18 protein-coding genes are annotated in these 19029 nt (G+C 50.8%); 13 read left to right on the top strand and 5 right to left on the bottom strand.

Features of this window, described 5'->3' with window-relative positions:
- Nucleotide 1: 1 nt before the first annotated feature.
- A complete protein-coding gene (locus NE473_RS05860; RefSeq protein ID WP_022032021.1) occupies nucleotides 2-595 on the bottom strand; it encodes a TetR/AcrR family transcriptional regulator in 594 nt (197 codons plus the stop codon).
- Between the two features lie 145 nt (nucleotides 596-740).
- On the opposite strand from NE473_RS05860, the gene NE473_RS05855 reads away from it, so the two are divergent.
- From NE473_RS05855 to NE473_RS05845, 3 genes are read left to right on the top strand one after another with little or no spacing between them, the layout of a single operon-like run.
- On the top strand, nucleotides 741-1325 hold the full coding sequence (locus NE473_RS05855; RefSeq protein ID WP_006776259.1) for a TetR/AcrR family transcriptional regulator: 585 nt from the start codon (nucleotides 741-743) through the stop codon (nucleotides 1323-1325).
- A 2-nt stretch (nucleotides 1326-1327) separates the two neighbouring features.
- On the top strand, nucleotides 1328-2005 hold the full coding sequence (locus tag NE473_RS05850; protein ID WP_055649742.1) for a hypothetical protein: 678 nt from the start codon (nucleotides 1328-1330) through the stop codon (nucleotides 2003-2005).
- 1 nt (nucleotide 2006) lies between these two features.
- The gene (locus tag NE473_RS05845) at nucleotides 2007-2447 is read left to right on the top strand and encodes a DUF2871 domain-containing protein (RefSeq protein WP_055649741.1); all 441 of its coding nucleotides are present in this window, start codon (nucleotides 2007-2009) and stop codon (nucleotides 2445-2447) included.
- Between the two features lie 148 nt (nucleotides 2448-2595).
- On the opposite strand, the gene NE473_RS05840 is transcribed toward NE473_RS05845, so the two are convergent.
- Nucleotides 2596-3381: a histidinol-phosphatase gene (locus NE473_RS05840; RefSeq protein ID WP_055649740.1), complete on the bottom strand. Its 786-nt coding sequence runs from the start codon at nucleotides 3379-3381 to the stop codon at nucleotides 2596-2598.
- A gap of 298 nt (nucleotides 3382-3679) precedes the next feature.
- On the opposite strand from NE473_RS05840, the gene NE473_RS05835 reads away from it, so the two are divergent.
- The 7 genes from NE473_RS05835 (at nucleotide 3680) to NE473_RS05810 (ending at nucleotide 11629) form a co-directional block, all read left to right on the top strand.
- Nucleotides 3680-5017 carry a carbohydrate ABC transporter permease gene (locus NE473_RS05835; protein WP_242866096.1) on the top strand — a complete coding sequence of 446 codons (1338 nt, stop codon included), beginning with the start codon at nucleotides 3680-3682 and terminating at the stop codon, nucleotides 5015-5017.
- 27 nt (nucleotides 5018-5044) lie between these two features.
- Nucleotides 5045-5878 (top strand): sugar ABC transporter permease, encoded by an 834-nt coding sequence (locus tag NE473_RS05830; protein WP_006776254.1) that lies wholly within the window; start codon nucleotides 5045-5047, stop codon nucleotides 5876-5878.
- Between the two features lie 73 nt (nucleotides 5879-5951).
- Nucleotides 5952-7238: a sugar ABC transporter substrate-binding protein gene (locus NE473_RS05825; protein WP_055649739.1), complete on the top strand. Its 1287-nt coding sequence runs from the start codon at nucleotides 5952-5954 to the stop codon at nucleotides 7236-7238.
- A 16-nt stretch (nucleotides 7239-7254) separates the two neighbouring features.
- A complete protein-coding gene (locus NE473_RS05820) occupies nucleotides 7255-8244 on the top strand; it encodes a LacI family DNA-binding transcriptional regulator (protein ID WP_006777359.1) in 990 nt (329 codons plus the stop codon).
- A gap of 25 nt (nucleotides 8245-8269) precedes the next feature.
- Nucleotides 8270-9052, top strand: a complete 783-nt coding sequence (locus NE473_RS32790; protein WP_341465592.1) for a glycogen debranching enzyme N-terminal domain-containing protein — start codon at nucleotides 8270-8272, stop codon at nucleotides 9050-9052.
- A 72-nt stretch (nucleotides 9053-9124) separates the two neighbouring features.
- Nucleotides 9125-10249, top strand: a complete 1125-nt coding sequence (locus NE473_RS32785) for an amylo-alpha-1,6-glucosidase (protein WP_341465591.1) — start codon at nucleotides 9125-9127, stop codon at nucleotides 10247-10249.
- Nucleotides 10250-10615: 366 nt separating this feature from the next.
- Nucleotides 10616-11629, top strand: a complete 1014-nt coding sequence (locus tag NE473_RS05810; RefSeq protein WP_055649738.1) for a reverse transcriptase family protein — start codon at nucleotides 10616-10618, stop codon at nucleotides 11627-11629.
- Between the two features lie 114 nt (nucleotides 11630-11743).
- On the opposite strand, the gene aroA is transcribed toward NE473_RS05810, so the two are convergent.
- The 3 genes from aroA to aroF are packed head-to-tail and all read right to left on the bottom strand — an operon-like array spanning nucleotide 11744 to nucleotide 15151.
- Nucleotides 11744-13021 carry a 3-phosphoshikimate 1-carboxyvinyltransferase gene (gene aroA / locus NE473_RS05805; protein WP_055649737.1) on the bottom strand — a complete coding sequence of 426 codons (1278 nt, stop codon included), beginning with the start codon at nucleotides 13019-13021 and terminating at the stop codon, nucleotides 11744-11746.
- A gap of 16 nt (nucleotides 13022-13037) precedes the next feature.
- Entirely contained in the window at nucleotides 13038-14138 is a 1101-nt protein-coding gene (locus NE473_RS05800) for a prephenate dehydrogenase (RefSeq protein WP_006775365.1), read from the bottom strand.
- Nucleotides 14138-15151 (bottom strand): 3-deoxy-7-phosphoheptulonate synthase, encoded by a 1014-nt coding sequence (gene aroF, locus NE473_RS05795; protein ID WP_022032031.1) that lies wholly within the window; start codon nucleotides 15149-15151, stop codon nucleotides 14138-14140. Before aroF ends, NE473_RS05800 begins: the two co-directional genes overlap by 1 nt.
- Nucleotides 15152-15380: 229 nt before the next feature.
- On the opposite strand from aroF, the gene NE473_RS05790 reads away from it, so the two are divergent.
- From NE473_RS05790 to NE473_RS05780, 3 genes are all read left to right on the top strand, one after another.
- Nucleotides 15381-15635, top strand: coding sequence for a hypothetical protein (locus NE473_RS05790; RefSeq protein WP_022032032.1), 255 nt, complete (start codon nucleotides 15381-15383; stop codon nucleotides 15633-15635).
- Between the two features lie 118 nt (nucleotides 15636-15753).
- Complete coding sequence (locus NE473_RS05785) at nucleotides 15754-17856, top strand: elongation factor G (protein WP_022032033.1); 2103 nt, start codon at nucleotides 15754-15756, stop codon at nucleotides 17854-17856.
- Between the two features lie 176 nt (nucleotides 17857-18032).
- Nucleotides 18033-18938 carry a CPBP family intramembrane glutamic endopeptidase gene (locus NE473_RS05780; RefSeq protein ID WP_022032034.1) on the top strand — a complete coding sequence of 302 codons (906 nt, stop codon included), beginning with the start codon at nucleotides 18033-18035 and terminating at the stop codon, nucleotides 18936-18938.
- Nucleotides 18939-19029: the final 91 nt, after the last annotated feature.

The following is a 19029-nucleotide window of genomic DNA, read 5'->3' as shown; positions in this document are numbered from 1 at the left end:
TTCACTGTTCGGGAGCTTCCCGCCTGCCGATTCCTTCCAGAAAGACTGTGACGCTGTCCCTGACGTAATCGTGACGTGAGAGTTTGGACAGGCTGTCGTCGAAAGACGCTTTCAGAAACGTATAACCGAAGGTTGCGGAGAAAATCGTCATGGCCCAGGATTCATAGTTTCCGTGACTCAGCTTCCCCTTCTCCTCCATCTGTTCAAAATACCGGATGAGAGAGGAGACAAAGGCCTTCGGAATCATCATGATGAACGGGGCCGTTTCCTCGTAGATCTGGGGAGCGCGCAAGCCGATGGAAAGGTTGACGAAATCCGGGGTTATCCGGTCCATGTACGCATTCATGAACATCTCTAAATCGCTTCTCAAGTCCCAGGTGACGTTTTCAAAAGCCAGGGGGGTGACGTCCGCCCGCCACTTTTCCTGGTCAATGCCTGCCAGAACGATGTCCTTCTTTCCGGAAAACTTTCGGAAAAGCGTACATTCGTTGACGCCCGCCTGCTTCGCAATGTCTTTTGTGGTAGTGGCGACATATCCCTTGTCACGGATCAGCCCCATGGCTGCGTCCACGATTCTCTGGCTGGTATCATCCATGTATTCCACCTCCATGCAAGTACTTACTTTCATTACATTCTATCGGAAAGAAGAGTGGATGTCAAGAAAAATTAAGGCAGAACTATTTGACAAAATGACAGTTACAGAGTATAATGAACAATGTTCATATTGAAGGAGGTCCTATATGAAGAAATCGGCAACATCAAAAGAAGAGCTGCTTGCGATTGCGAAAGAGATTGCGGGCAGGGAGGGAATTGGCAATCTGAATATCCGCCGCCTGGCCTCGGAGAGCGGCATCGCGATCGGTACGGTCTATAATTATTATCCTTCCAAAGGGGATTTAGTTGGGGCGGTTATGGAGGATTTCTGGCGTAATGTGTTTCACGGCAGCCATTTTGACACAGAGAGCGGTGATTTTATCGGAAGTATCCACGATATCTATTTCCGCCTGCACGAAAATCTGGAAAGCTTTCGCGAAGAGTTTTTACAGGAGATGGAGGTGCTCAGCCAGACGGATCAGAAGAGAGGGAGAGAGCTGGAGGCATTTTATTTAGGACATATGAAGGAAGGGCTGCTCCGTATTCTGGAGCGCGACAGCAGGGTGGCGCCGGAGGTCTGGAACGAGACCTTTACACCCCGGAAGTTCGTATCCTTCGCCTTCTCCAATATGGTTTTTCTCCTGAAAAATCAGGAGGATCCGGCTTATTTTGAAGAGATTATGAGGCGTCTGATCTATAAGACAGATGCGGACACAGGAAAGGAAGTATGACGATGCAGGCAGTAATGGAGACAATTTTTGATATTGTATATTTATGCACGGTGATTGCGCTGGGCGTGCGTATGATCGCAGGAGCGGGGGAGAGAAAGCAGATAAAGCTGTTTGGAATCATGGCGGTGGTTTTAGGATGCGGAGACGCATTTCACTTAGTGCCCCGCGCTTACGCCCTCTGTACTGACGGATTGGCGAATCACGCTGCGGCACTTGGATTTGGAAAACTGGTAACCTCTGTGACCATGACCGTATTTTATGTAATTCTGTACTACATATGGAAGATGCGGTACCGCGTGGAGGGAAAGAACGGCCTGACCGCCGCTGTATGGGGGCTGGCCATTGTAAGGATATTCCTGTGCTTCATGCCGGGCAATGACTGGTTAAGCGCCAGCGCGCCGCTCTCCTGGGGCATTTACCGCAATATTCCGTTTGCGGTTCTGGGACTTCTGATGATAGTCCTCTTTTACCGGAAGGCAAAGGAGACGGCGGATTCGGGCTTTGGCTTTATGTGGCTGGCGATTACGCTCAGCTTCGGATTCTATATTCCGGTTGTGCTTTGGGCGGACACCATCCCGGCGGTTGGTGCGCTTATGATCCCCAAAACCTGCGCCTACGTGTGGATCGTGGTTATGGGATACCGGGAGATGAAACAGACGGGACAGAGAAAGGAGAGGTAATATGACAAATGACAGAAAAAAGAAAGCGGTATTAAAGCTGATAAACACCGCGTTTGTATATGCGCTGCTGGCTATGGCGGGAGGCGTATTCTACCGTGAATTTACGAAGTTTAACGGGTTTTCCGGAAGGACGACGCTGGCCTTCGTGCACACGCACTTATTCCTGCTGGGAATGATCGTGTTCCTTGTGGCCGCCCTGTTTGAGTTTCATGCGGCGGTGACGGAGCAGAAGCGGTTTGGCCTGTTCTTTGGGATCTATAACGCGGGAGTTGCGGTAACGGTGGTGATGCTGATTGTCAGGGGCATTGCACAGGTGCGCGGCCTGGAATTAAGCCGTGCCATGGATGCCTCCATTTCGGGAATCGCCGGCATCGGCCATATTTTGACGGGTGTGGGAATCATCCTTTATTTTGTGATGGTGAAGAAGGCCGTTGCGGAATAACACGTTCAGACGTAAACCGGAGAGCCCGGGAGCGTCCAGGATCAGAAAATATCTGATTCCGGACGCTCCCGGGCTTTTTTTGATATCACAGTAAAGTGCATCTGTGATATCAAAATCCCTTCGTGCAGGGCCGCGCTGCTGTCTGGCGCTAAATTTCATCCGTGAGGAGAAGCCCCCATTCCCTGCCGAGCCGGTATCCTTCTTCCATACAGGAATCCCACAGCACATCAGGGTTATGGCAGTCGGAGCTTACTATGACCGGAATCCGGGTGCCGGACACGTGTTCCCAGAAGCGTTTGTGCGGATAGGGATAACGCACACCGTCACAGTATTCCCTCATTCCGCGGCGGATTCCGTTGGCGTTCAGCTCTAAGACGGCGCCGGACACCTGTGCTGCTTCGACGATGATTTCACATGCCCGGCTGCAGTTCTCATCCCAGGCAAGATCGTTGATAAAGATCACATCCGGATGGGCCAGTACCTTGAAGAAGCCGGTCGCCAAGCCCTCTCTGATTGAAAGGGCGTAGTCGATGTAAGCGGCTGTGCCGCCTTTCTCCTCCAGCTCATAGATATTCACCGGCAGCGCGCCTGCCGCGGTGTAGAAGTGCTGGCCGAGAAGCAGATAATCCAGCCGCCCCGGCTTAAGCAGGCTCTCGTAATACTCCAGACTGTCAGGGCAGTACTCGATCTCCAGGCCGGAACAGATGGAGACCCGCCCCTGATACTCCGTCTTAAGCCGGTTTAGATCCCGTATATAGGGTTCCAGCTCATCATACTGCATGCGCAGCCCAAAACGGCCGTCGGGAAATGGTGCATGGTCGCTGAAGCCCAGCACATCGAGGCTGTTTTGCCATGCCGCAGCAGCATAATCTTCGGCAGCGCCGCCTGCATGGCGGCAGAGTCTGGTGTGAGTATGGTAATTTACTTTTTTCATTGGTAAATCGTCCTTTCTTTTTTGTTCTGTTTACAGAAACCGGTTTCCGTAATGCAAATGTATCGCAGTGAAAGGAAGAACGAATGCTGTTATCTATTATAATATTTCAACAAAATAAATCAAGTATTTAGTAAGAAAATTTATGAAATGGATAATTTACTCTATATTGTGTTGACAAATACTCTGTATAGCGGTATAAAATACTTATGAAAACCGGTTTCCGTAATAACCTGTAAGGCATCATGCCGTGCAGGATTCATAATTGAACTATGGCATCAGCTGTGGCAGGGAGGGCATTGTGAAATCAAGAAAATCTCTTTTATTATCAATTTTTATTTGGGGAAGCGGCCAGTTTTTCATATGCAGGCAGCATGTGAAGGGAATTCTGTTTTTTTTCGTTCAGGCGCTTGTGATTGGAATCGAACTGCAGACCGGATACTGGCTTGAGTGGCTGACGGGAAAGATACCGGTGTTTGAACTGCGTCTCTGCGGCGGCTTTTTCACGAGAGGAGTCTGGGGACTCGTTACACTGGGAGAGAGGCCGGGGGCTAAGACGGGCGATCATTCCATGATGCTTATGATCAGCGGCGTGATCGTAGGGCTTCTGCTGCTTCTGTTCCTGGGGATATACGTATGGAACCTGCGGGATGCGTGGCGTTCCGGAAGGGAGATAGACGAGACCGGGATCTATCAGGGATCAGCCAATTACTTTAAGAAGCTTTATCAGGAGAAATTTGTGTATATCGTGCTGGCTCCGGTGGCTGTTCTTATACTGTTCATTACGGTAATGCCGATGATATTCTCTGTGCTGACGGCGTTTACCAACTACTCGAAGGGGAATCTGCCTCCGGCCAATCTGATCGACTGGGTAGGTTTCGACAACTTTTACAAGCTTTTTCACGTGCCGGTCTGGTCCAGTACCTTCTTCGGCGTTCTGGGCTGGACTGTCATTTGGACGGTGGCGTCCACGCTTTCCTGCTACTGCTTCGGAATGCTCCAGGCGGTCATTTTAAACAACGAATGCGTGAAGTTTAAGAAGGTGTTCCGGACTATCATGATTCTGCCATGGGCCATGCCGGGAATGATCTGTCTTCTGGTGTTCCGCAATATTTTTAACGGGCAGTTCGGTCCGCTGAACCAGTTTCTTCTGGATATGGGCTGGATCTCAGCGAGAATTCCGTTCCTGACCGATCCGGTGCTTGCAAAGATTACCGTAATCCTGGTCAATCTCTGGCTGGGGTTTGGAGCCAGCATGGTTATGATCTCCGGCGTTCTTTCCAATATGGACCCGGGGATGTATGAGGCGGCCAGAATCGACGGGGCCTCCGCGATGAAGCAGTTCCGGTTTCTGACGCTTCCCCATCTTTTGCGGGTGACAGCACCGCTGCTCGTTATGAATTTTTCAGGTAATTTCAATAACTTCGGCGCGGTATTTTTCCTGACCCAGGGCGGACCCGCCAACCCCAATTACCAGTTTGCGGGAGATACGGACATCCTGATCTCCTGGATCTACAAGCTGACCCTGGATAATCAGATGTACAGCATGGCAGCCGTCATGAGCATCTTAATCTTCCTGGTGGTCGGAAGCGTGGCCTTCTGGAATTTCAGACGGACCAGCGCATTTAAAGAGGTATAAGGAAGATACGAAAGGAGCCTGGTTTCTATGGCAAAGTTTAAAAAAGTATTCGTGGCAGCACTGCTTCATCTGGAACTGATCATCGTATCGCTGCTCGTTTTAATCCCCATCGTCTGGATTGTCTCATCATCCTTTAATAACAGCTCCAGCCTGGCCAGCGCCACACTGATTCCGGAGAAATGGACGTTAGCCAATTACGCCAGGCTTTTCCGGGAAACGAAGTATGGAAGCTGGTTTGCCAATACGCTGAAGATCGCCGTCGTCAATTCGGCGGTCTCTGTTACCATCGTCATGATCACGGCGTGGGTCATGTCCAGATTCCGCTTCAGAGGGAAGAAGGCGGGGCTTATGACTCTCCTCCTTCTGTCCATGTTCCCGTCGTTTCTGTCCATGACGGCGATCTACGTCCTGTTTTTGACCTTCGGCCTGTTAAATAAGCCGGTGGCGCTGGTGATCATCTATTCCGCAGGCGCGATTCCGTACAATGTGTGGCTGGTGAAGGGTTACTTAGACGGAGTATCGCGGTCACTGGATGAGGCGGCCTATATCGACGGCTGTTCTAAGTTCCGCGCCCTCTTTCACGTGACGCTTCCGTTGTCAATGCCGATTATTACCTATGTGACGGTGACGCAGTTCATGACGCCGTGGATGGACTACATCCTGCCGAATCTGCTCCTTTCCAGGAATGAGAACAGGACTCTGGCTGTGGGCCTGTATGCGATGATCAATGAGCAGGAGAGTACCAATTTTACGATGTTTGCGGCGGGAGCGGTGCTGGTGGCGGTACCGATTTCCATGATCTACATCATTTTCCAGAAATATATCGTGCAGGGGGTCAGCGCCGGTGCAAATAAGGAGTAAGGGCAGCAGAATCAGAAGATGGAAGAAGGATACCCGTTCATATTATCAAACGATACAAAAGGGAGGAAACAATATGAAGAAAAGAAAATTATGTTCTCTGTTACTGGCATCCATTATGGCCGCCTCGGCACTCTGCGGCTGCAGCAAGGAACTGCCGCCGGAGGCGGTACAGAATTCGGCCGCGGAGGCTGATCCGGAAGATGTTTCCGGTAAAATCATTCCGGAGGAGGGCGCAAAGCTTCTCTTATGGACGGACAAACAGGCTTACGGCGAAGCGATTGCCAAAGGCTTTATGGAGGCGTACCCAGGTGTGACCGTGACGGCCGAGGAGGTGGGCTTTACGGATGCCAGGACGAAGATGGAACTTGACGGACCCGCAGGAAGCGGCGCGGATGTGTTTATGATTTCCCACAACCGTCTGGGAAGCGCCATCTCTTCCGGCATGGTTATGGCGTTTGAAGGCGATGTCAGGGACCGGCTGTTAAGCGAACTCTCCGATGCCGCGATTAAGAGTGCTTCCCAGGGCGGCAAGCTGTACGGAGCTCCGGTATCTGTGGAAGCCAACAGCTTTTTCTATAACAAAGATATTGTAGGGGACGAACCTGCGGGCACCTTTGAGGAGATCATGGAATTTGCAGAGACGTTCAATGATCCGGCGAAAAACCAGTTTGCCTTTATGATGGATGCCGCCAACGGTTACTCAGCGTACGGTTTTCTGACTACATACGGTTATAAGCTGTTTGGGGAAAGCGGAACGGACAGGGATGAACCGGGATTTGACTCGCCGGAGTTTGAAAAGGGACTTGAATTCTACCAGGAGTTAAAGAAGATTCTTCCGGTGGAATCCCAGGATTTAAAGGGAGAGTTTGTCAATGAGCAGTTCAAACAGGGGAAGACGGCCTATATCCTGGGCGGCCCATGGAATATCGTGGATTTTAGAAATGCGGGCGTTAATTTCGGCGTCATGACCATGCCCACTCTAAACGGCAGGACTCCAACCCCGTTTGCCGGGCTCAAGGTGGCTCATGTGTCGGCTTATACAGACTATCCTCATGCGGCCATGCTGCTGGCGGAATATATGGCATCGGAACCGGGCGCCATTATTTTGTATGACACCAATTATAAGACGACGGCCTTAAAGGATATCAGCGCGGTGCCAAAGCTTTTGGAAGACAGGGATTTATCCGTATTCTCCAGACAGTTTGAAACAGCGTTCCCGGTGCCCAACATCGACCGCATGGATTACTATTACTCCATTTCCGAAAAGGCACTGGCGCTTGTATTCGACGGGCAGTTAGAGCCTGCGGAAGCAGCGAAAAAGGCGATGGAGGAGTGGAACAGTCTGGTGGCCAGCGAGTAAGAGCCGGAGTGTGGGTATGACATCGATTAATGATATAGCCAGAATGGCCGGAGTCTCCAAATCTACGGTGTCCAAGGTCTTAAACCAATACGACTCGGTCAGCGATCAGACCAGAAGAAAGGTGGAACAGGCAGTCCGGGCACTGAATTACGTTCCCAACGCTGCGGCGATCTCTCTGTCCAAAAAGAATTTCCACCGGGTGGGGCTGATCGTTGACATGACTTATTATAAGCAGGCAGTGGATGAGATCGATATTCTTTATCTGTTTGGTGCGTTTGAGAAGGCGGGGGAGTATCAGATGGAGGCAGTCACTTTTTTTACCTCCCAGTTTGCACACATGAGCGGCGACGATATGATCCGTTATTTAAAGAGCCAGGGCATAACAGGAATTATCGTCTACAGTCTTGCCCGTGAGAATGTGAAGCTCTACAATGTCATCATGTCAAAGGAATTCAAAGCAGTAGTGGTGGATTCACCGATTGTCAGCCAGATGATCTCTTCTGTTTCGGTAGATCACTATAAGGGACAGTATGAGGTGGCAAAAAAGGCAGTGGAGAGCGGAACAGGCAGCACAGTGCTGTATATCGCCTGCGGGCCGGATGGTTATATGACGGATGCCAGGCTGGCTGCCATGAGACGGCTGAAGGAAGAGAGGAATCTGGAACTGATCGTGGAGTATGCGGACTACAGTGAGAAAAAGGCCAGGGAGATCACGTTTGCAAGAGGAAGAGAAGCGGATGTTATCGTCTGCGCCTCGGATCTGATGGCCATAGGAGCGGCCTGCGCCCTGGAGGAGATGGGAGTGAGACGGCCGGTGTCCGGGTATGACGGCATCACGCTGATGGGATATATGAGAACTCCCATGTATACGTTAAAACAGGATTTTAAGAAGATTTCATCGACCGCTTTCCTGGAACTGGTACGGCTGTTTGAAGGCGGAACGGGAAGACACGTTACCATGGAGGCAAAGGTAGTGCAGATTTTCTATAAAGATGTAATGAAGTAAATAACTGGTAAGAAGTTGGGTGAATATGAGACTGGAATATGGAAGAAACAGCTTCACAGGATTTGATCGGGGGCAGGAGCAGTGCAGCCTTTTGACAAACGGTCTTGGAGGGTATTCCTCCCAGACCGTCATAGGCTCCAATACGCGGGGCGACCACGCCCTTTTGATGGCGGCATTGCAGGCGCCGAACCTTCGGTATCATATGGTGACGAGAGTGGATGAGACGCTTATGACGGGAGGCAGCTGCTTTTCATTAGGCAGCCAGCAGTATGCGGGCTATTGTGAGAATACGGAGGGATTTCGCTATTTGGACGCCTTCTGTATGGAGTATATTCCGGTATATACGTACCGGGTGCGCGGCGTGGAGATTAAGAAAACTGTAGTCATGCCGCAGCAGGAGAATACGGTTGGAATCCGCTATGAGATAGAAAACCGCACGAAAAGAGAGGCCCTGCTGGAGGTGGTTCCCCTGTTCCAGTTCGTCGAGAAGGGAGAAAAGTGCATGCCGGGCCGGCAGTTTACCCTGTCAGCTGTGAAGGCAGCCGGCCGCATCAGCGACGGAGTGCTGAATCTAAACTTCTGGACGGATGGGGAGATTGTGGAGCAGACGCAGCAGTATATAGACGATCTCTACTTTGAGTATGATGCCAGAGACGGAAGGCCGGCCGTCGGAGGTGCCTATCGCAACCATCTCATCCGGTACCGGGTTCCGCCTCATTCTTTGGCATACGGAGAGATAATCTATACTGCCGGAGAGATTGGCAGAACGCGGTGTGAGGAGATGATGGCGCAGGAGAGTAAGCGGTAGCAGGAACTGGAAGAGAATTCCGGTTTCCGTGATGCGGAGGCACGGCTGATAGCCAGAAACTGCAGCCAGTACGTGGTAAACCGGCAGTCGACAGGTGGTAAGAGTGTGATTGCCGGCTATCCGTTCTTTGGAGACTGGGGGCGCGATACCATGATTGCCCTGCCGGGACTCTGTATCGTGACCGGTCAGATGGAGACTGCGAAAAGCATTCTCAGCACGTTCATCCAATACAGACGCCGGGGACTGATGCCGAACGTTTTTCCTGAGGGAGACGGAGAACCGGAATACAACACTGCCGATGCATCGCTTCTCTTTATCGGAAGCGTCTACGAGTACTATCAGGCGGGAGGCGATCTCGATTTTATCGAAAAGGCGGCGTATCCGGTGATCCTTGAAATCATCGACTGGTATCGAAAGGGGACGGATTATCATATCTGTATGGACCGGGACGGTTTGATTTCGGCAGGCGGCGGCCTGGAGCAGGTGACCTGGATGGATGTGAGAATCAACGGGTTTCTGCCCACTCCCAGGCATGGCAAAGCGGTGGAGATAAATGCACAGTGGCACAGCGCCCTGATGATAGCCGGACATTTTGCCGCTCTCTTTTCAGGGTCAGGGAAGGTGTTTACCGACCTGGCAGAAACGGTGAAAAACAGCTTTGTGCGGGAATTCTGGCTCGAGAACGAAGGCTGTTTAAAGGATGTGATCTCGAATTCCGCGGAGCATCACCCGGACAGACAGATTCGCTGTAATCAGATATGGGCGGTATCGCAGCCATTTCCGATTCTGGACCGGGAGAAGGAACGTCGTATAGTGGATACGGTCTATGAGCATTTATATACGCCTTATGGGCTGCGGTCTTTAAGCGGCAAAGACGGGGAATTCTGCGCCGAATACGGCGGCAGCGTAGTAAATCGCGATATGGCTTACCATCAGGGAACTGTCTGGACATTCCCGTTAGGAGCCTACTATCTGGCTTACTTAAAAGTTCATGACGATTCCAAAGAGGCTGCGAAAAAAGTGAGGGAACAGCTTGGCCCGGTCAGAGAAATGCTGCGAGAGGGCTGCGCCGGCCATCTGGCGGAGATTTATGACGGGCTTTATCCGGCCGTATCCAGAGGCTGCTTTGCACAGGCCTGGAGTATGGGAGAGATACTGAGGGTGTATCGGAAATTGGAGGAGATAGAAGCGGAGTGATCGCGGAACGGTCCGGGTAACGAAAACACCGGGCGGGCAGCGGAATCTGCTGTGGAATGAGAAAATATCCGGACGCAGGTGTTGCGACAGTTTTTTTTCTGTGCTAGAATAAAGGAACATAGGACGGCGGAGATTCATAGCATTTCCAGTATTGCTTAGAGGCTCCGGCCGGGCAGCGAGTCGTTGTCCGGAAGTTCACAAGTTAAGGTCATAAGACCGTAATCTGCTCCGAAGTACAACTGCACATTTCATGTGCTTACGCCTGCGGCTTGTACGTCTTCGCATCTTACGGCATCCTTTTTCGTATGAGTTTCCACCGTCTTATATCCTTTTTGTCTATTTTACCGATTTCGATGAGGAACGCCTATGCACGAACCGGATTTGTGGAAATACTGTACAGCGGAGCACTGCAGGGAGATGCTTTTGTCCTTTCATCTGCTGGAAGGGGAGGAGTGGACCGATGAGAAGGTCATTTCCTGCCTGTATGCCGTGAGCAATCATACAGAAAAGCATTACAGCCGCCTGAGGATTCCGAAAAAGGGCGGGGGCGTAAGGCAGATTCAGGCGCCGGATCCGCTGCTGAAGGCGATTCAGCGGAATATTCTGCATCATATTCTGGATGGACTGGAACTCTCATCCTGTGCGGCTGCCTACCGCAGGGGTGCGTCCATATGGGAGAATGCGGCCTGCCATACGGGAAAAATGGTGGTATTAAAGCTGGATATCAAAGATTTTTTTGGAAGCATCACCTTTCCAGTGGTGCATCGCAGCGCATTTAACAGCAGATACTTTCCGGCTTCAGTAGGGACGCTCTTAACCTCTCTGTGCTGCCTGAATGACTGTCTGCCCCAGGGCTCGCCGGCTTCGGCCGCCATATCCAATCTTGTGATGAAGCCATTCGATGAATACATGGACGGCTGGTGCAGGGAGAGGAGTATTACGTACAGCCGGTACTGTGACGATATGACATTTTCCGGAGATTTTTCTGCGGCAGAGGTGATCAGAAAGGTAAAAGGGTTTCTGGGCGCCATGGGCTTTGAACTGAACCGGTCAAAAACGAAGATTCTTACCCGCAGGACCAGGCAGTTGGTAACCGGGATTGTGGTCAACGATAAGGTATCCGTTCCCGCTTCATACAGGAAGGAAGTAAGGCAGGACGTTTATTACTGCATGAAATTTGGTGTGCAGGCGCATTTAGAGCGCAGGGGTGAGGAGAAATATTTAAAGATGGGTCCTGCCGGGGAGGTCAGGTATCTGACGTCCCTGTTGGGAAAAATCGGATTTATTCTGTCAGCTGCGCCTGGAGATATCTGGTTTACGGAGGCAAAAGAGGCGGTGAAATCGCTTTTGAGAGAGGCGGCAGAGCCGGTTCCTGAATAAAAAGAATGTTTGTATCATAAGATTATTTTTCAACAAATATTAAAAATGAAAGTCTGCAGGAAGGACGAAAGAAATGTCTTCCCTGCAGACTTTTTGTATGCCGGCAGCAGGAATTTACCGCATCAGCCTGTTTAAGTCCTCATAAAAGTCCGGATAGGAGATCCTGACACATTCCGCACCAAGGATCTCGGTCTCCCCCTCCGCGCAGAGCCCTGCGACGGCAAAGGTCATGGCGATACGGTGATCCAAAAGGCTGTCGATCACAGCGCCGTGGAGCGGTTTGCCGCCGTGGATGATCATTCCATCAGCAGTTTCGGTCACATCGGCCCCCATGGCGGATAAGTTCTTTACCATGACTTCGAGACGGTTGGATTCCTTGACCTTTAATTCCGCCGCATCTTTGATAATGGTGGTGCCTTCCGCGAAGCAGGCCATCACCGCGATCATGGGAAGCTCATCGATCAGAGTGGGGATGATGGCTCCTTCGATGACCGTGCCGTGGAGGCTGCTGCTTTTCACCAGAATGTCGGCAGTGGGTTCCCCGGAGGCGTCCTGCTCATTCATCAGGGTTATGTCGGCTCCCATGGCCCGGCAGACGCGGAGAATACCGTCTCTGGTGGGATTGATCCCCACCTGCCGGATCAGCACTTCAGAACCCGGTACCAGCAGGCCGGCGGCAAGAAACGGCGCGGCGGATGAGATATCGCCGGGAACTGTAATCTGTCTGCCGTAGAGTTCCTCCGCCGGCCGGATGACTGCTGTCGTGCCTTCCCACCGCACATCGGCGCCGAAGGAGCGGAGCATGAGCTCCGAATGGTTGCGTGATACAACATCTTCCATGACTCTTGTCTCGCCGTCCGCATAGAGTCCGGCCAGAAGAATGGCTGATTTTACCTGGGCAGACGGAATTTTGGAATGATAGTGGACGGAATGCAGCGGCTTTCCTGTAATGTGCAGGGGAGCGCAGCCATTTTGACGGAGACTCTCAATCTGAGCCCCCATCATGGAAAGCGGTTCGATGATCCGCTTCATGGGGCGCTTCTGTATGGACTCGTCGCCGGTTACCGTCACATCAAAATTCTGTGCTGACAGGATACCGGATATGAGGCGGGTGGTCGTGCCGCTGTTGCCGCAGTCCAGGATGGAGTCCGGCTTTTTTAAGCCTCTGAGGCCGTTGCCCCGGACGATGACGGAATCCCCGTTGTTTTCGATGGCTACGCCCATTTTCTGAAAGCAGGAGATAGTGGAGAGACAGTCTGCTCCCTGAAGAAAATGGCTGATCTCCGTCGTTCCCCTCGCAATCGATCCGAACATGACGCTTCTGTGGGAAATGGATTTATCGCCGGGGATCTGCAGTTCACCCTTAAGCGGGGTTGCCTTTTTAAATTTCATAATGTTCCTCCGTAAGTCAGTTATTCGAGATCAGGTCGTAATGGTAGCGCTCCAGCTGTTTCCACGCCATATCCATGGCTTCCTTATCATAGAAAATAATCTTGAGAGTACCTTCCCCGTGTTCTCTGTTATGGTTGATACCGATATTTTTAATGCTGATGCCCTTGGCGGCCAGAATAACGGACAGCGTGGAGATCGCGCCGACCTCGTCCGCCATGTCCACTGTAAACGAATATTCCGGTGTGACAGAACCCTGGTTCCTCTCGGAAATGGAGTTCCGGTAGTCCCTGGAAGTCTCAAACAGCCGGGAGAGATACTGGTTGTCACCGGACCTCAGCTTTACAAGCGTCTCATTTAAGGAGGCAATATACTGTTCCAGGACAGCGGCCAGAGGCGCCCGGTTTGTCATGCAGATCTGTTCCCACATCTCGGGGGACGAGGAGGCAATTCTGGTGATATCCTTAAAACCGCCGGCAGCCAGCCGTTTCATCAGCCCCTCCTGATTATCGGCATCTCTTACCAGATTCACCAGGCTGGAAGCAATCACGTGAGGCAGATGGCTGATTGCCGCCGTGATGGAATCGTGCTCGTGATAGTCCAGAACGATGGGGATGGATCCGATCAGCGAGGCGATGGAAATCAGCCGTTCCACTGCAGCCGGGGAAGACTTGCGGGTGGGGGTGATGATATAGTAGGCATTTTCCAGCAGATGGTCCGTGGAATTCTCAAATCCTGTCTTTTCGGAACCGGCCATGGGATGGCCTCCCACGAAGCAGTCCTCCATATCAAGCCGGATGACCTCCTCATGGATGTCAGTCTTCGTGCTTCCCACGTCTGTGATGATGGCGCCTGGTTTTAAAAATGGTTTGATTTCAGCAAGATAGCGGGCGTTATATTCCACAGGGGTACACAGAAATATGAGATCACACTGGGATAACTGCTCATCTGCCCCATCGAGGATCACATCAATCACACCTTCGTCCATGGCGCTTAAGAGCCTGGAACGGGTCCGCATGTATGCCATAATCTTTGTATCCGGATTTTCACGCTTGATCCCCCTGGCAATGGAGCCTCCGATGAGACCAAGCCCGATAAAGGCAATGGTGGAATCAGTCATTAAAATCTCCTTCCTGCAAGCGCTGCGTACGGTTTCAGATTTTCGGTCAGCTGTTCAAACTGTTCAAAGGTAAGCGACTGCGGGCCGTCGGACAGCGCGCAGGACGGGCACGGATGGACCTCCACGATCAGGCCGTCCGCACCTACGGCGACCGCGGCTTTGGAAATCGGCTCAATATAGGCGCGTACACCGGTTGCGTGGCTGGGATCAATGATAATAGGAAGGTGGCTCTTGGCTCGGATAACCGGTACGGCGCTGATGTCCAGCGTGTTTCTGGTAGCGGTTTCGTAGGTCCGGATGCCGCGCTCACAGAGCACGATGTGGGGATTGCCTTCGGAGGCAATGTACTCCGCTGCATTTAGCCATTCGTCGATGGTTGCGGATAAGCCCCTCTTTAACAGTACCGGAATACCGGCGCGGCCGGCCTCCTTGAGCAGTTCAAAATTCTGCATGTTGCGGGCTCCGATCTGGATCATATCCACGTACTTTACCGCCGTCTCCAGAGCGCGCAGGCTGGTAACCTCACAGACAATATTAAGACCGGTCTCATCCCGGGCTTCCTTCATATACTGCAGGCCTTCCTCCTCCAGTCCCTGAAACGCATAGGGGGAAGTTCTGGGCTTGTAGGCACCGCCTCTTAAAAACTCCGCACCGGCCTTCTTTACCGCAATTGCCGTCTCGATCACCATGTCGTGGTTTTCAATGGCACAGGGGCCGGCCATCATGGTCAGCCTGCCTGGTCCGATATGAGTATTACCGACTCTGATTACGGAATCCTCGGGATGGAACTTTTTGTTGACCAGCTTATACGTCTCGGTGACCGGAACGATCTTATCCACGCCTTCCGCCATCTCGATGTTGGCTCCCTGAAGCTTTGTCTTGTCGCCGACAACGCCTACGATGGTGACCTCCGTTCCTTTGGAAAGATGCGCCTGGAGGCCTTTGGATTCTATCAGGTTTTTAATTTTCCCAACTGCCTCCTCGGAAGCATTGGGTTTCATAATAATAATCATATCAGTTCCCTCTCTTTAAAAGTATTCAGAAATAGCTTAAGCATCATTGTAATCGAAAGAGTGAAAGTTGTCAACGCTTTTATACGTTAAACTTTGACGCTTTAACGTAAATTAGCAAAGATGAATAACAGGGTTGACAAAGAACGTATGTTCTGGTACAATAAAAACAGAAAAAAAGAACGTATGTTCTGGTAGGCAAAAACCTGACAGGAAGGAGAAGATCAATACGATGAAGCTGACAAGGAATAATTTGAATGAAGTTCTGTTTGAAAATCACGATGCAAGGCTTTTGATTGAGGACGTAGTTTCCCATACTCAGGCGGGCATCTATTACTATCATGATGTGGAGATCACTCTGCAGGCCGCCCTAAAGATCTGGAACAGAGCGAACGAAGCGGAGCAGAATGAGACCCCGTATCACGCGTCTTTCCTTGAGTTTGAACGTGAATGCAGGCCGCAGGCCGCCTGGTGTCCGGCCCTGTAAAAGCCCCATATTTTGGCAAGTAAAATTATTTGTGCAAAATGCACATTCTACTTGCAATTTTCCGACACTTTTAGTAAAATATCCTCATAGACTTAAATACTGAACAGGAGGAATGTTTATGAACGTGTATGGAACCAAGCAAATCCGTAACGTTGTATTACTTGGCCACGGAGGCGCGGGTAAGACGACACTCGCAGAGGCGATGGCACTGATTACAGGAGCTGTCAGCAGAATGGGAAAGATCACCGATGGAAACACCATCAGCGATTATGATAAGGAAGAGATTAAGAGACAGTTCTCCATTTCTACGACTCTGATTCCGCTGGAGTATCAGGGTGAAGAAGGTCCGATCAAGATTAACCTGCTGGATACTCCGGGGTATTTCGATTTTGTTGGTGAAGTAGAAGAGGCAATCAGCGTTGCAGACGCCGCGGTCATTGTGGTGAACTGCAAGGCAGGCATAGAGGTTGGTACATATAAGGCATGGGAACTTTGTGAAAAGTATAAACTGCCGCGTATTATTTTCGTTACGAATATGGATGACGATCATGCAAGCTACCGTGAACTGCTGCTGAAACTGGAAAAAGAGTTCGGCAGAAAGATTGCACCGTTCCATCTTCCGATTCGTGAGAATGAAAAGTTCGTCGGATTTGTTAACGTCGTAAAGATGGCGGGCCGCAGATTTACGGTGAACAGTGATTATGAAGAATGCGAGATTCCTGAATATTCACAGAAGAACCTGGGTATTGCGCGCGAAGCGCTGATGGAGGCTGTTGCGGAGACGAGCGAGGAGTATATGGAACGCTACTTCTCAGGCGACGAGTTTACCCAGGAAGAGATTTCTTCTGCACTTCGGGAATATGTAATAGAAGGCAATATCGTACCGGTTATGCTGGGATCCGGCATTAACGCACAGGGTGCGAAGATGGTGCTTCAGGGAATTGATAAGTACTTCCCAACACCGGACCGTTACGAGTGTATTGGTGTGGACGTATCCACAGGAGAGCGTTTTACGGCCAAGTATAACGATAACGTTTCACTTTCCGCCCGTGTATTTAAGACGATTGTAGATCCGTTTATCGGTAAGTATTCTCTGATGAAGATTTGTACCGGTACCTTAAAACCGGATTCCAATATTTATAACGTAAACAAGGATACAGAGGAGAAGATCGGAAAGATCTACCTGCTCAGAGGCAAAGACGCGATCGAGGTTCCGGAATTAAAAGCCGGCGATATCGGTGCTGTATCCAAGTTATCCGTAACCCAGACGGGAGATACCATTGCTCTACGTTCCGCGCCGATCGTATACCATAAGCCGGAGATTTCCACGCCGTATACGTATATGCGGTACAAACCGAAGACAAAGGGTGACGATGACAAGGTATCCAGCGCATTGTCGAAGCTGACAGAGGAAGACTGGACCTTAAAGGTGGTTACGGATACAGAGAATCATCAGTCCCTGATATACGGAATTGGCGACCAGCAGCTTGACGTGGTAGTCAGCAAGCTGTTAAACCGCTATAAAGTAGAGATTGAGCTGAGCAAACCGAAATTTGCGTTCCGTGAGACCATCAGAAAGAAAGTTGAGGTTCAGGGAAGATATAAGAAGCAGTCCGGCGGACATGGACAGTTCGGCGATGTCAAGATGACCTTTGAGCCGTCCGGCGATTTGGAGACGCCTTACGTATTCGAGGAGAGCGTATTCGGCGGAGCTGTTCCGAAGAACTACTTCCCGGCTGTTGAGAAGGGCGTTGCAGAGTGCGTCTTAAGAGGACCTCTCGCAGCTTATCCGGTTGTCGGTCTGAAGGCGACACTGACAGACGGATCCTATCATCCGGTAGATTCCTCTGAGATGGCGTTTAAGATGGCGGCCACCATGGCATTTAAGAAGGGCTTTATGGAGGCGAACCCGGTTCTGTTAGAGCCGATTGCTTCTTTGAAGGTTACCGTACCGGATAAGTTTACCGGTGATGTTATGGGTGACTTAAACCGCAGACGCGGCCGTGTGCTGGGCATGAATTCCAACCATAACGGCAAGCAGGTTATCGAGGCAGACGTTCCGATGTCTGAGCTGTTTGGATACAATACAGACCTCCGTTCCATGACAGGCGGTATGGGAACGTATGAATATGAATTCAGCCGCTACGAGCAGGCTCCTGGTGATGTTCAGAAGCGGGAAGTAGAAGAGCGCGCGTCCAAGGTTGACAGGACAGAATCATAAACGTAAAAAAGAAAAGAATTATATTGAGAGGCGGAACAGAAGTGCGTTCCGTCTCTTTTGTCTCTTTGATATAAACAGACCGGTCTCTGCGATTCCCCAAGTTTCCTTGTCAACAGAAGACAGATGTGATAAACTTGGAAACGTGATGTTCAGAAGAGTCAGGAGGTAAATACCGGATGGATTACTTAAGAGAAATAAAGAAAACGTGTTCAAGGCTGGGCGTGGGATACGCGGCCTTCCTGGTGGTGGGCCTTCTGCTGCAGATGGAAGCGGGGCTGATACTCGGAGTACTGGGAAGTATGGGCTGGAGGGGAGACTGGAATACCTGGATTGTGATTCTGGGATCACTGCCCACGTATTTGCTCGGAACGCTGATATGCTGGTTGATTGTGAAGGATATGGGAACTCCGTGCAGACCCCGGAAGCAGCCGTTCGGTGCGGGGAGGCTGGTGGTTGCTTTTTTTGCCTGCATCAGCATTATGTACATCGGGAATATCATCGGAACTGTTCTGATGAGTATCGTGAATGGAATTCAGGGGAAGCCTCTCGTGAATCCGGTCAGCGAGCTGATTGAAAATCTGGATACGCGTGTGATCTTTCTGCTGACGGTGGTGGCTGCTCCCATCTTTGAGGAAATTCTATACAGAAAGCTGTTGATTGACCGGGTTGCTCATTACGGTGATAAAGTGGCGGTGATTCTGTCGGGAGTCTTATTCGGACTCAGCCACGGTAATTTTTATCAGTTTTTCTATGCCTTTGGCCTGGGAGTTGTGTTTGCTTACGTTTATATCAATACAGGAAAGCTGCGGTATACGATTATATTCCATGCGATTATCAATTTTCTGGGATCAATCGTAGCGCTTCACGCAGCGGATAATATCTGGTTTGCCATGGCATATAGTATCTTTATGCTTGCAGCCGTTGTGCTGGGAATCGTTTTTCTGATTATTTACCGCCGTGAGATCTCCTGGAAACCGGCGATGGTGGTGATCCCAAAAGGGAGGCGGTTTGAGACCCTGTTTTTAAATCTGGGCATGATTCTGTTTTTCTTTGTGTCTGTGGGTCTGTTCCTGCTCTCATAAGCGGGAGGCAGACGGTAACCGGCCGCGCCGGGCATCGGTGTCTTAAGCCGGACATGGTCTGTGCCGGGAACTGGAGGAAAATCATAAATAG

The sequence above is a fragment of the Hungatella sp. SL.1.14 genome (assembly GCF_024460495.1).
Classification (GTDB): Bacteria; Bacillota; Clostridia; order Lachnospirales; family Lachnospiraceae; genus Hungatella; species Hungatella hathewayi.
The sequence above is the reverse complement of the archived record's forward strand: the minus strand, read 5'-3'. Positions and strand labels throughout refer to the sequence as shown.